The sequence below is a fragment of the Thiomonas islandica genome (assembly GCF_055383445.1).
The window spans coordinates 2,125,778-2,137,930 of sequence record NZ_AP042391.1 but is presented as its reverse complement, the minus strand read 5'-3'; the positions used below and the strand labels follow the sequence as shown (position 1 = coordinate 2,137,930).

13 protein-coding genes are annotated in these 12,153 nt (G+C 66.0%); 11 read left to right on the top strand and 2 right to left on the bottom strand.

Features of this window, described 5'->3' with window-relative positions; all coding sequences use genetic code 11:
* Positions 1–86: 86 nt before the first annotated feature.
* Together ACZ47F_RS10520 and flgA are read right to left on the bottom strand one after the other, a co-directional pair.
* Entirely contained in the window at positions 87–1,073 is a 987-nt protein-coding gene (locus tag ACZ47F_RS10520) for a GGDEF domain-containing protein (RefSeq protein ID WP_464924664.1), read from the bottom strand.
* A gap of 175 nt (positions 1,074–1,248) precedes the next feature.
* Positions 1,249–1,986 (bottom strand): flagellar basal body P-ring formation chaperone FlgA, encoded by a 738-nt coding sequence (gene flgA / locus ACZ47F_RS10515; protein WP_464924663.1) that lies wholly within the window; start codon positions 1,984–1,986, stop codon positions 1,249–1,251.
* A 238-nt stretch (positions 1,987–2,224) separates the two neighbouring features.
* Here flgA and flgB point away from each other — a divergent pair, with 238 nt between their 5' ends.
* The 11 genes from flgB to flgK all read left to right on the top strand — a co-directional run bounded on the left by flgB (position 2,225) and on the right by flgK (position 12,153).
* A complete protein-coding gene (gene flgB, locus ACZ47F_RS10510; protein ID WP_464924662.1) occupies positions 2,225–2,632 on the top strand; it encodes a flagellar basal body rod protein FlgB in 408 nt (135 codons plus the stop codon).
* A 17-nt stretch (positions 2,633–2,649) separates the two neighbouring features.
* Positions 2,650–3,066, top strand: coding sequence for a flagellar basal body rod protein FlgC (gene flgC, locus ACZ47F_RS10505; protein WP_464924661.1), 417 nt, complete (start codon positions 2,650–2,652; stop codon positions 3,064–3,066).
* Positions 3,067–3,083: 17 nt separating this feature from the next.
* Positions 3,084–3,782, top strand: a complete 699-nt coding sequence (locus ACZ47F_RS10500; protein ID WP_464924660.1) for a flagellar hook assembly protein FlgD — start codon at positions 3,084–3,086, stop codon at positions 3,780–3,782.
* Between the two features lie 55 nt (positions 3,783–3,837).
* Entirely contained in the window at positions 3,838–5,079 is a 1,242-nt protein-coding gene (flgE, locus tag ACZ47F_RS10495) for a flagellar hook protein FlgE (RefSeq protein ID WP_464924659.1), read from the top strand.
* Between the two features lie 26 nt (positions 5,080–5,105).
* Positions 5,106–5,843 carry a flagellar basal-body rod protein FlgF gene (gene flgF / locus ACZ47F_RS10490; protein WP_464924658.1) on the top strand — a complete coding sequence of 246 codons (738 nt, stop codon included), beginning with the start codon at positions 5,106–5,108 and terminating at the stop codon, positions 5,841–5,843.
* A 42-nt stretch (positions 5,844–5,885) separates the two neighbouring features.
* Complete coding sequence (gene flgG, locus ACZ47F_RS10485) at positions 5,886–6,671, top strand: flagellar basal-body rod protein FlgG (protein ID WP_464924657.1); 786 nt, start codon at positions 5,886–5,888, stop codon at positions 6,669–6,671.
* Positions 6,671–7,372 (top strand): flagellar basal body L-ring protein FlgH, encoded by a 702-nt coding sequence (locus ACZ47F_RS10480; RefSeq protein ID WP_464924656.1) that lies wholly within the window; start codon positions 6,671–6,673, stop codon positions 7,370–7,372. Before flgG ends, ACZ47F_RS10480 begins: the two co-directional genes overlap by 1 nt.
* Before the next feature lie 125 nt (positions 7,373–7,497).
* Positions 7,498–8,610 (top strand): flagellar basal body P-ring protein FlgI, encoded by a 1,113-nt coding sequence (locus ACZ47F_RS10475; protein ID WP_464924655.1) that lies wholly within the window; start codon positions 7,498–7,500, stop codon positions 8,608–8,610.
* A gap of 8 nt (positions 8,611–8,618) precedes the next feature.
* On the top strand, positions 8,619–9,695 hold the full coding sequence (gene flgJ / locus ACZ47F_RS10470) for a flagellar assembly peptidoglycan hydrolase FlgJ (RefSeq protein WP_464924654.1): 1,077 nt from the start codon (positions 8,619–8,621) through the stop codon (positions 9,693–9,695).
* 39 nt (positions 9,696–9,734) lie between these two features.
* The gene (locus ACZ47F_RS10465) at positions 9,735–10,136 is read left to right on the top strand and encodes a hypothetical protein (protein ID WP_464924653.1); all 402 of its coding nucleotides are present in this window, start codon (positions 9,735–9,737) and stop codon (positions 10,134–10,136) included.
* A 1-nt stretch (position 10,137) separates the two neighbouring features.
* The gene (gene flgK, locus ACZ47F_RS10460) at positions 10,138–12,153 is read left to right on the top strand and encodes a flagellar hook-associated protein FlgK (RefSeq protein WP_464924652.1); all 2,016 of its coding nucleotides are present in this window, start codon (positions 10,138–10,140) and stop codon (positions 12,151–12,153) included.

Here is a 12,153-nt window from a genome sequence, read left to right as displayed (position 1 = left end):
GGGTGGACGCAGGGGGTGAAGGCGCAGACATGCCGGTCAGACTGCAAGCCGCGGAGGCAATGGCGACCGCGGTGGCCACAGGGAATTCAGGCGCTGGTGCAGCGCTCGCGCTGCACCTGATCGCGCCCCTCGGCCTTGGCCTGGTAGAGCGCCTGGTCTGCGCAGCGCAAGATCTGTGCGATGGGCCGATCGTTCAATGCGGCCACTCCCGCGGAAAAGCTCACTGGCAAGGCGCCAGTCTGGGTGCGCATCAGCGGGCGGGCGGCAAGCTGCAGGCGAATGCGGTCAACGATACACACGGCCTGCGCTACCGTGGCGCCGGGCAGCACCAGCACGAATTCCTCGCCACCGTAGCGGTATACCCCGTCATACGGTCGCAATGCGCCCCGTAGCATGCGGGCGAATGCGGCTAGCACACGGTCGCCGCTATGGTGACCAAATCGGTCGTTGATCTGCTTGAAGTGGTCGAGATCGGCGATGACCACCGCGCAATGACGTGCATGCCGCAGCACCAACGCCTGCTCGGCCTGCAGCCTTTGCTGCAGCGCCGCACGTCCGGGCAGACCGGTGAGCGGATCGTGCCCAGCGCGCTGGGCGGCAAATACGATTTCCATGTCGGCAAAGCCCTGCAGCACCTCCAGCCCCAGGTCGATCAGCCGGTCCCAGATCTGCAGGACGCCGGACTGTTGCCTGTCGCTCGAGGCCAGATTCTTGGCCAGACCACTGAGACCTGCCAGTCGCGCGCGTTGCGCCTGGTCCAGCGGCAACAATTCGGCCGCCTCACCCCCGGCCTCCTGCAAAGCACAGTCGAGCTGATGTTCGATGGCAACACGCGGCAGCGCCGACACGGCCCCGGGGCTTGGGCGGTAGGCGCCCTGCCGCAGACTGCGCTGCAGCCACGCCGCATAGATCTGCCGCGCAAGGCGCAGCGCCGAAAGCTCGGTGTGCGGGCTCTCCTGCGGCGCAGTGGTGGCGGGGTCGTTCTGGACCAACGCGAGCGCGGGGTGTGCGGAATCATCCCGGTCGGTCTGAACGTGACGGTCGGCGTTGGACATCTGGGCGATCGCAGGCATTGGGGCCTCCTGGAGAGATACCCTTGTTTAGCAAACCCGGTGCCATGCCATTGCCTCCCTGCATGCCGGCATTCCGACACATATCGGGCCTTTTGCAGCGATTTCATCGGCAAATTCGGCCGCGATTTTCCGCCCGCATCCCCAAAAGACGGTTTTTTGACGCGCCGCATCCCGATCAATTGAGCGGCACGACCACCTGACCCTGCGCGTCGACCACCCCGCTGACCACGCGACCCGACTGCACATTGCGCACTAGCACCGACTGGCCGACCCGCCCGTCCGCCATCGCCTGCCCTAGCGCCACCAGCCGCACGCCCATGCCCTGCGCCACGAGGCTGACCATCTGCCCATAGTGCACCAGCAACGGCCCGGTCAGCATGCTGCGCACCAGCGGCTGTCCCGCGGCGACGCTGTAGCGCAAGACCTGCCCGACCAGGGCCTGCACGTCGCCCACCGCCCCCGGCGGCAGATGGGCAGAATCGCGCTCGACAGTGGTCAGGTCGGCCGCGGTGAGCACATGCCCGGCCTGCAGCGCCCGGACCACCACGACCACGCCCTGCGGCTGATCCACCCGCACCGGCAGATAAAGTGACCAGACCTGCGGCGCCGCGCAGCGCACTTCCACGGTCTGCGCACCGTAGGGGTTGGGGCTTCCAAAGTATGCGGTGCGCAGCTCCGTGCAATACGGAAAGCGCAGGCCCGGCGCCGGCCCCTGCACCTCGATCCTGGCCTGGGCAGCGCCTGCCGGAAGGCCAGCGCGCACGAACGCCTCCACCGCAGAGCGAATGCTCTGCAGGCTCTGCTCGGCGGGCAGGGCGCGCGCCGGAGCCGCGCACAGCGCAAACAGAATGAGGCCGACAGCCAGGCAACGCCACTGGATGGGGAGCAAGAGATCGACGTGCGACATGGACATGAGATGAGAGGCAACACAATGCGCAGGGGGCGCCCTACCCTCCGCAAGGTCCATACCAGGGTGCGATAGCGGGCCACGCCGCCGCCCTGCGGCCCTTGGCGGCGGCAGACCGGCAAGGGTTTGCCGCTGGATGGGGGCGGGATTGCCGCTTTAACAGCCTCTCCTCCACGGCACAACGCGGCGAACACCTTGGCATGGAATCTGCAGATTCAGGGCACGACACCCAAGACCGATTTCCATGCTCTGCGCTCTCGACCGTGAATTCGCCCCGCTGCAAACCGCCCTCGATCTGCGAGCGCAGCGTCAACAATTGCTGGCCGCCAACATCGCCAATGCCAACACGCCCGGCTACAAGGCAGTCGATCTGGACTTTTCCGCCGCGTACAAGGCGGCCCTGTTGGGCCAGCAGACACCTGCGCCGGCGCTGCGCACGGACCATCCCCGCCAGTTCACCGGCGGCACGGACGCCATTGGCGCCGAGTTCGTCGCCTACCAGACCGGCAACGCGGTGCGGCTGGATGGCAACTCGGTGGACATGAACCGCGAGCAGGCCGCATTCCAGAAAAACAGCATCCAGTACGAGGCCGACCTGACCTTTCTCGCCGGCAAGATCAAGACCCTGACCTCGGCCATCACCGGCAATTGATTCTGTCTCGTCCCGCCATGTCTCTGTTCTCCGCCCTCGACGTTGCCAACTCCGGCCTGAATGCCGAAAGCTACCGCCTGAATGTGGTCGCTAGCAATCTAGCCAACGCCAATTCCGCGGTCAGCTCCAACGGCCAGCCCTACCGTGCCCGCGAAGTCGTGTTTGCCGCACAGCCACTGTCCGGCCCCGGCGTGCCTGCCGGGGTCAATGGCGTGCAGGTGGCCGGTGTGGTGGAAAAGCCTGGCCCACTCAAGCTGGTGTATGACCCCGGCAACCCGCTGGCGAACAAGGACGGCTATGTGGCCTACCCCAATGTCAACCCGGTCGATGAAATGGTCAACATGATCTCCGCCTCGCGCGCCTATCAGGCCGACGTGAACGTGATGAACACCACCAAGAACCTGCTGCTGAAAACCCTCACCCTGGGTCAGTGACCCGAAGGACGACCGCGATGAGCACCTCTCCCATCGGCTCCAATGCCTTTCTCTCTTCGCTGCAGACATCCAGCAGCAGCGGCACCTCCGGCAGCAGCACCAGCGGCCTGGGTGGCTTGGCCGACGTCAACACTTTTTACAAGCTGCTGGTCACCCAGCTGACCAACCAGGACCCGATGAACCCGCTGAGCAATCAGGACCTGTCGGCCCAGCTCGCGCAGTTCAGCACCGCCAGCGGAGTGCAGGCGCTGCAGCAGAGCATGTCCACGCTGACCGCCCAGCTGGCGCAGACCCAGGGCCTGCAGGCGGCCAATCTGGTGGGGCAGACCGTGGTGTTCGACAACAACAGCATCAACCTGCCGGCCAGCGGCAGCACTGCTGGCGGCTTCACCCTGGCAGCGGCCGCACAGAACGTGCAGGTGCAGGTACAAAACAGTGCCGGGCTGACGGTCAGCACCCTGCAGCTCGGCGCGCTGCCCACTGGTGTGCAGACCTTCACCTGGGACGGCACGACCAGCGGCGGCCAGAAGGCGCCCGCGGGCAGTTACACCTTCAACGTCACCGCAACGGACGGCAGCGGCCAGCCGGTGGCCGCGGTGCCGTTTGGCACCGGCAAGGTGCAATCGGTCTATCTGAACGGCAGCAAGGGCCCCTCGCTGCAGCTGCAGGGCCAAAGCGGCACCGTGCCGCTGTCGAGCATCCAGGGCGTGATGTGATCCGGGCGCCTCAGCGCCACAGCAAACGCACCACAACGTTTTTCTGGGGGATTTCATGAGCACCTTCCAAACCGCACTGTCTGGCCTGAAAGCCGCCTCGACCGATCTGCAGGTGTTGGGTAACAACATCGCCAATGCCAACACCGTGGGCTTCAAACAGAGCAACGCGCAGTTCGCCGATGCCTACGCCACCGCCATCGCCGGCACCGCGCCGCAGTACGGACAGGTGGGCATTGGCACCACGGTGCAAACCGTGGCGCAGCAGTTTTCGCAGGGCAACATCAGCGCCACGAGCAATCCGCTGGACGTGGCGATCAATGGCAGCGGCTTTTTCCAGTTCAATTACAACGGCGCCACGGTGTATGGCCGCAACGGCCAGTTCCAGCTCGACAAGAACGGCTACATCGTCGACGCCGCTGGCGGCCAGCTCATCGGTACTCCGGCGGTCAGCGGAACGCTCACTGGCGGCAGCGGGCCGCTGCAGATCACCGCCACCAGCCTGGCGCCCAAGGCCACGACCAGTGCCACGGTGGCACTCAACCTTGATGCCGCGTCCACCCCACCGGCAAGCGGCACACCGTTCAACATCAACGATCCGACCACCTACAACTACTCCACCACCAGCACGGTCTACGACAGCCTGGGCACTGCGCATCTGCTGAGCACTTATTACGTGCTGACCTCCGGATCGACATCCGGGCAGCAGTGGAATGTGTATTACAGCGTGGGGGGTACGACCAGCAGCGGCGGCATCACCAGTGGCGGGCCGCTGTCGATCCAGTTCACCTCCACCGGCGCGGTCAGCGGCGCAGCCAGTGGCACCATTGGCCCGCTGTCCTGGGCCGATGGCGCCTCGGGCTCGACTATCGCACTGAACTTCGCCGGTTCGACCAACTACAACGCGCCGTCAGCGGTCAACAACATTGTCAACAATGGCTACGCGGTCGGGCAGCTCAGCAATCTGTCGATCGACCCCAGCGGCGTGATTTTCGGGCGCTACAGCAACGGCCAGTCGGCCATCCTTGGGCAGATCACCCTGACCAACTTCAAGGCACCGCAGGGTCTGCAGCGCGTGGGCAACAACTACTACGCGGCCACCTATCAATCGGGCCCGCCGCTGACAGGCAATCCGCAGTCGGCCGGGCTGGGCTCGCTGCAGGCCAGCGCCGTCGAGGAATCGAACGTCGATTTGTCGACGCAGCTGGTCAACCTGATCGTCGCGCAGCAGGCCTACCAGGCCAATGCGCAGACCATCAAGACGCAGAACCAGGTGGTCCAGACCTTGCTTACCCTGTGATCCAACGGCCCATCTGAACAGACATCATGGACACCCTCTGGATTGCCGCCACCGGCGCCCGCGCCATCCTGCAGCAGCAGGCGGTCACGGCCAACAATCTCGCCAATGTCAACACCACGGGCTACCGCGGCGAGCAGGCGCAGTTTCGCGCACTGCCGGTGTACGGCAACGCCGTGCCCAGCAGCGTCTACACCGCGGTGCAGGGCAACAGCGCCAATCTGCAGGAAGGACCGATCAACCACACCGGGCGTGCGCTCGATGTGGCGATTCAGGGCCCGGGATGGATTGCGGTGCAGGCAGCAAATGGCGACACCGCCTACACCCGCAACGGCGATCTGCAGATCAGCAGCAGCGGCATCCTCTCCACCAGCGACGGCCACACGGTGCTGGGCCAAGGCGGCGCGCCCATTTCCCTGCCGCCGCTGCAGACGGTGCAGATCGGCGCGGACGGCACCATCTCCGGCGTGCCGGTGGGCGGTCAGCCCAATGCGCTGGTGGTTCTCAACCGCATCCAGCTGGTCAACCCGCCGCCCAGTCAACTGCAGCGCGGTGCCGACGGTCTGTTTCGCGACACGCAGGGCCCAGCGCCAGCAGACGGCAATGTACAGCTCGCCGTGGGCGCGCTCGAGGGCAGCAATGTCAGCCCGGTGCAGGCCATGCTCCAGATTCTGGACAACACCCGCGCCTTCGAAATCCAGACCAAGCTGATGCAGACCGTCGACCAAAACCATCAGGCCGCATCGCAGCTGCTCAACGTGGGCTGATTGCCCGCGACTCCTCTTTCTCCCTTTGCACAGGCACCCACCATGATCCGCTCGCTCTACGTCGCCCAGACCGGCCTGCAGGCCGAACAAACCCGCATGGACGTGATCGCCAACAACCTGGCCAACGTCAACACCAGCGGCTTCAAGGGTTCGCGCGCCGTGTTCCAGGATCTGCTTTACCAGAACCTCACCCAGCCTGGCGCACAGTCGTCGCAGAGCACGCAATATCCCAGCGGACTGCAGCTTGGCACCGGCGTGCGCCCGGTGGCCACCGAGCGGCTGATGACCCAGGGCAACCTCACGCAGACCGGCAACTCGCTCGACGTGGCGATCAACGGCCAGGGCTTCTTTCAGGTGCTCAAGCCAGACGGCACCATTGCCTACACCCGCGATGGCACCTTCCAGCTCAACAGCCAAGGACAGGTGGTCACCGCCAGCGGCTACCTAGTGCAGCCCACCATCACCATTCCAGCGAGCGCGCAGACCATCACCATCGGCAACGACGGCACCGTGTCAGTCACCCTGCCGGGGCAGGCGGCGCCGCAGCAGGTCGGCACCCTGCAACTGGCCAGCTTCGTCAACCCCACCGGGCTGCAGAGCATTGGCGACAACCTGTATGTGCAGACCGGATCGAGCGGAGCGCCCAACACCGGCCAGCCCACGCTCAACGGCCTGGGTTCGGTGCAGCAGGGCTATCTGGAATCGTCCAACGTCAATGTGGTGGCCGAGCTGGTGGACATGATCTCGACCCAGCGCGCCTACGAGGTCAACAGCAAGGCGGTGCAAGCCTCCGACCAGATGCTGCAGTACGTCAACAACAATCTGTAATGACCGCGATGTCTGCGCTACGCTTTTCCCGCTCGTGGCTTGCCGCCGCGTTCGCCCTACTGCTTGGCGCCTGTGCCACGCCGCAGCAGCATCTGAGCAGCCAGGCGCTCAAGCCCCTGCCGATTCCGGCGCTGCCCGAGCCGATGAACGCGCACACGCCCAACGGCGCCATCTGGCAGCCGGGCACGAATGTCTCGCTTTTCGAAGACAGCCGTGCGCACCGCGTGGGCGATCTGATCACCGTACTCATCCAGGAAAACGCCAACGCCACCAAATCCACCAACACCACGGTGAACAAGGCCGACAGCGTCAGCGCCGGGCTGGCGAGCTTTTTCGGCAAGCCTTTCACCGTGGGCGGCTATTCGCCGTCGATGGGACTGACTTCTTCCAGCAAGTTCGGCGGCAACGGCGCCACCTCGCAGAGCAACACCTTCACCACGACCCTGCAGGCCACGGTGGTGCAGGTGATGAGCAACGGCAATCTCGAAATCTCCGGGCAGAAGGAAGTCATGCTCAACGGCGGGCATGAATACATCCGCGTGGCCGGCGTGGTGCGTGCGGCCGACGTGAGTCCGCAGAACACCGTGCTGAGCACCCAGATCGCCAATGCGCGCGTGGAATACAGCGGCACCGGCGATGTGTACGCCGCCGCCAGGGTGCCGTGGTTGACCAGCTTTTTCTTGTCCCTGTGGCCGTTCTGAGCCGGAGTACTGCCGTGCTGACCCGTTTGCTGCGATCGCGTCTCCCAACCTCCCTCACGACGTGGTGGAGGAGCCTTGATGACGTCTCCACTGGTGGGCAGGGTGGGGGTGGAGAGGGGTGCACCTTGCGCCACCTGTTCCCCTTGCTCTGCACCCTCGTCCTCTGCCTCCCCCTGACCTCCCCCGCACAGGCCGCCGCCATCCGCGATTTGGCGAGCGTACAGGGTGTGCGGATCAATCAGCTCGTCGGTTACGGCCTGGTGGTTGGCCTCAGCGGCACGGGCGATCAGGCCACGCAGGTGCCCTACACCACGCAGTCGCTGCTGTCGATGTTCCAGCGCATGGGCATCAACCTGCCACCGAATGTGGCGGGCAACCTGCAGCCCAAGGACGTGGCCGCAGTGATGGTCACGGCCAACCTGCCGCCGTTTTCACAGCCCGGGCAGAACATCAATGTCACCGTGTCTGCGGTGGGCAATGCCTCCAGCCTAGCGGGGGGCACGCTGCTGATGACCCCGCTGAAGGGTGCAGACGGTCAGACCTACGCGGTGGCGCAGGGCAGTGTGGTGGTCAGCGGATTTGGTGCGTCGTCCGGCGGCAACAGTACCCAGGTCAACTTCCTCACCGCCGGCATGATCGCAGGCGGCGCGACGGTCGAACGCGCGGTGGCGAGCAATTTCGACCAGGCCGGCCCGCTGATGCTTGCGCTCAACAGCCCGAGCTTCGGCACTGCCAGCCGCGTGGCCGACGCGATCAACCGCCAATTTGGCGCCGGCACGGCCACGGCGCTCAATGCCGGGGTGATCCAGGTGCAGGCACCGCCAACCGCCAGCGCGCGCACCGCCTTCCTCGGCCAGATCGAAGCGCTGGACGTCACGCCCGAGTCGCCACCGGCCAAGGTGGTGATCGACGCGCGCAGCGGCACCGTGGTGCTGGGCCAGAACGTGACCTTGGGCGCATGCGCCGTTGCGCACGGCAATCTGTCGGTCACCATCAGCACGCAGTATGAGGTCAGCCAGCCCAACCCGCTGGGCGCCGGTCAGACCGCCGTGGTGCCAAAGACCGATGTGAAGGCCAAGGCAGACAAGGCCAATCTGCTGATGTTCAACCCCGGCGTCACCCTCGAGGCCGTCGTGCGCGCGCTCAACGCCGTGGGTGCCGCGCCGAGCGACCTGATCGCCATCCTGCAGGCGATGAAGGCCGCAGGCGCGCTGCACGCCCAGATCGACGTCATTTGATTGCAGCCATGCCCGTCTCCCCGATCCTGCCCACTGCGCCGCTGCCGCCCAGCGGGGTTGCCGCCGCCAACAGCCTGTCGTTTCAGGGGCTGAACCAGCTCAAGGCCGCCGCCCAGGCCGATCCGCGCAGCCCGCAAGCGATCAAGGCGGTAGCGCAGCAGTTCGAGGCACTGCTGATGCAGCAAATGCTCACCGCGATGGACGCCACCAGCCTGGGCCCGGACATGCTGGGCGACACCGCTGGGCCGATGTTCAAGTCGATGTTCAACCAGCAGCTCGCCTCGACCATCAGTCAGGGGCAGGGCATCGGCCTGGCGAGCTTTATCGCCCGCGAGCTCGCCAGTCGCTATGGCACCCCGCCAGGCGCAGTGCCTCCTGCTGCTTCCAGGCAGGCTGCGGCTGCAAACGGTGCCTCAGCGCCCGCATTGACCGCAGCCGGTGCGACAGCCCTAAACACAGCACCACAGCCGGCCCTCGGCGCGGTGAACATCCCCACTCCCCGCGCGCCGCTGAGTGCGTCCCGCGAATACGCCGCACCGGCACAGCCCGCTGCCGCGACATCCACCACCGCAGCCAGACCGAGCCAGTCCCAATCCTCCGCGGCCGACCAGGCCAGGCAATTCATCGCCAGCATTCTGCCCAGCGTGCAAGCCGCCGCGCGACAGCTCGGCGTGACGCCGGTGGCCATCCTGGCGCAAGCTGCCCTCGAAACCGGCTGGGGCCGCCACACCCCGGGCAATAATGTGTTCGGCGTCAAAGCGGGACCGGGATGGAACGGTGCGACGGTCCAGAGCCTCACGCAGGAATTCAGCGACAGCGTGGCATCGGTCGGCTCGGCAGCCTTCCGCGCCTATCAAACCGTGAGTGAAAGCGTGCAGAACTACGCCGCCCTGCTCGCCCGGCCGCGCTATCAGGCGGCACGCGGTCAAGGCAACGACATTTCAGCTTTTGCCACCGCGCTGCAACGCAGCGGCTACGCAACCGATCCGCAATATGCCGCCAAGCTGGTGGCCATCGCCCGCAGCCCGCGCATGCAGCAGGTGCTCGACCAGTTGGGCCTGGGCTCAAGTCTGGCGAGCCGGTGACGTTACCCGCTGTGTGTCCTGCGTCTAGCCCATCGCGCCATGTCCTACCCGCCGCACCCCCTCACGGATGAACGCCAGCTCGTTGCTGCGCTGACCGAAGTGCTGCGCCAGCAGCGGCAGGCACTGGTGAACTCTGGCACCGAGGGCGCAGCGCCAGTGGCCCCGATCTGGCAGCCGCTGATCGACGCGCTCGATGGCTACACCGCGCAGCGGCATTCGGCCGACCCGCAGCCCGAGCGCACGCCCGAGCTGGTCGCGGCAGTCACCGCCCTGCGCGAGGAAACCATGGCGCTGCAACACACCCTCAGCCTCTGGAGCGCCGCGCTGCAGCAGGCAATCGACCAGTCGAACAAACAGACGCCTGAGCCCGTCTACCGGCGCGCTGGCGCCGGCACCGCGGCTTACGCCGGTGCACCAGGCCAATCGCTCGGCAGGGGTTGACATGTCGGGCATCAGTGGTCTGGTCAGTAACGCCCTCACTGGGCTGCAGGCGGCGCAATCCGCGTTGCAGGTCACGGGCAACAATATCGCCAATGTCAACACACCCGGCTACAGCCGCGAGACAGCGGTGCAGTCCACCCTCACGCCCAGCCTGTACGGCGGGCAATACCTGGGCAACGGCACGCAGATCGACGCGGTCACCCGCAGCTACAACGCCTATCTGCAGTCTCAGGTGTGGAGCACCACGGCCACGGCCAGCGGCGCCAGCGCCCTCAATACCCAGCTCCAGCCGCTGGTCAACCTGCTGGCTGGCGCCAACGCCGGGCTGAGCACCGCGATCAACCAGTTCTTCGCCAGCGGCGTGGCGCAGGTGGCGGCCAATCCGTCGGACATGCCGTCCCGGCAGAACCTCATCAGCCAGGCGCAAGGACTGGCGCAGACCTTTCAGAGTGCGGCCCAGCAACTGCAAGCCGCCTCCACCAGCGTCAACCAGCAGATCGGCCTGAGCATCACCCACATCAACAACCTGACGCAGCAGATCGCTCTGCTCAATGTGCAGATCAACGCGCTGTCGGGCACCGGCAGCACGCCCAATTCCCTGCTCGACCAGCGCGACCAGCTCATCACCCAGCTCTCCAGCCAGGTGGGGGTGAGCGTGCTGCAGCAGGACGGCAATCAGGTCAATGTGTTCACCGGCAACGGTCAGGTGCTGGTCGCCGGGGCGCAGTCCTTCGATCTCAAGGCGGTGCCCAATACCTACGACCCGGGACAAGTGGAAGTGGCCTACGCGGCCAACGGTGCGATCATCTCGCAGGGCTTGCAGGGCGGCGTGCTCGGTGGGCTGCTGCAGTTTCGCAGCCAGGTGCTGCAACCGGCGCAGAACGCGCTCGGCCGCATCGCCGACGGTCTGGCTTCGGCCATGAACAGCCAGCAGGCGCAGGGGCTCGATCTCAACGGTCAGTTCGGCGCCCCGATGTTCCAGGCCGGGCCGGTGCAGGTGCTGGCCAGTTCGGCCAACACCGGCAGCGCGGTGATCAGTGGCAGCGTGGTGAACGCAGGCGCGCTGACCACTGCCGACTATCGGCTGAGCTTCGACGGCAGCAACTGGTCGGCCACCAATCAGTCCACAGGCCAGACCGCCACGCTGACTTCCGGCACCTCCGGTGGAGTCACCACCCTGAGTTTCGATGGGGTACAGCTCAGTGTCAGTGGCGCGCAGGCCGGCAACAGCTTCGAGGTGCTACCCACGCGCTTTGGCGCGCTCAACTTCCAGACCCTGCTCAGCGATCCGGCAGGCATCGCGGCAGCTTCGCCCTACGTCTCCAGCGCCGGGCAGCTGCAATCCGGCAGTCTGGTTAACACGAATCTGGGCAATCTCATGCTCTCGGCAGGGCAATACAGCGCCACTAGTGGTGCCGGCAGCGTGCTCGTGAGTGGTGTGAGTCTAGGATCCACCACCCCGCCCACCAGCCTGCAGATCACGCTGACCAGCGGCGGCACCAGCGGCGCGGTCGGCTTTGAGGTCACGCCATCGGGCGCGACCACGGTGCTCGCCAGTGGCAGCCTCACCCTGGGCGGCAGCGGGCAGGTGCTGTCCATTCCCTACGCCAGTAATCCCCCCGGTGGCTACTGGAATGTCACCCTCGCCGGCAGTGTCGCGGTCTCGGGGGACGCCTTCACCTTGAGCCCGGCCGGCGGCGGCAATGGTGGCAATATGCAGGCCATGGCCGCGCTGCAGACCGCCAAGACGCTGGCCGGCGGCACCACCTCGCTCGAGGGTGCGTATTCGCAGCTCGTCGGCCAGGTGGCATCGCAAGGCAACCAGGCGCAGAGCGCACTCGGCGCAGCCAGTGCAGTAGCGGCACAGGCCACAGCAGCGCAGCAGTCGGTCTCGGGCGTGAACCTCGACGAAGAGGCCACGCGGCTCATCCAGTACCAGCAGGCCTACCAGGCTGCAGCCAAGGCCATCCAGGTGGGTAACAGTCTGTTCACCTCGCTGCTGCAAGCCGTGCAGTGA

What these genes read in the sequence shown, in the direction of transcription:
- ACZ47F_RS10520 (WP_464924664.1), bottom strand. Translation starts at nt 1,073, where the DNA reads ATGCCTGCGATCGCCCAGATGTCCAACGCCGACCGTCACGTTCAGACC.
- flgA (WP_464924663.1), bottom strand. Translation starts at nt 1,986, where the DNA reads ATGTCCATGTCGCACGTCGATCTCTTGCTCCCCATCCAGTGGCGTTGC.
- flgB (WP_464924662.1), top strand. Translation starts at nt 2,225, where the DNA reads ATGCTCTGCGCTCTCGACCGTGAATTCGCCCCGCTGCAAACCGCCCTC.
- flgC (WP_464924661.1), top strand. Translation starts at nt 2,650, where the DNA reads ATGTCTCTGTTCTCCGCCCTCGACGTTGCCAACTCCGGCCTGAATGCC.
- ACZ47F_RS10500 (WP_464924660.1), top strand. Translation starts at nt 3,084, where the DNA reads ATGAGCACCTCTCCCATCGGCTCCAATGCCTTTCTCTCTTCGCTGCAG.
- flgE (WP_464924659.1), top strand. Translation starts at nt 3,838, where the DNA reads ATGAGCACCTTCCAAACCGCACTGTCTGGCCTGAAAGCCGCCTCGACC.
- flgF (WP_464924658.1), top strand. Translation starts at nt 5,106, where the DNA reads ATGGACACCCTCTGGATTGCCGCCACCGGCGCCCGCGCCATCCTGCAG.
- flgG (WP_464924657.1), top strand. Translation starts at nt 5,886, where the DNA reads ATGATCCGCTCGCTCTACGTCGCCCAGACCGGCCTGCAGGCCGAACAA.
- ACZ47F_RS10480 (WP_464924656.1), top strand. Translation starts at nt 6,671, where the DNA reads ATGACCGCGATGTCTGCGCTACGCTTTTCCCGCTCGTGGCTTGCCGCC.
- flgJ (WP_464924654.1), top strand. Translation starts at nt 8,619, where the DNA reads ATGCCCGTCTCCCCGATCCTGCCCACTGCGCCGCTGCCGCCCAGCGGG.
- ACZ47F_RS10465 (WP_464924653.1), top strand. Translation starts at nt 9,735, where the DNA reads ATGTCCTACCCGCCGCACCCCCTCACGGATGAACGCCAGCTCGTTGCT.
- flgK (WP_464924652.1), top strand. Translation starts at nt 10,138, where the DNA reads ATGTCGGGCATCAGTGGTCTGGTCAGTAACGCCCTCACTGGGCTGCAG.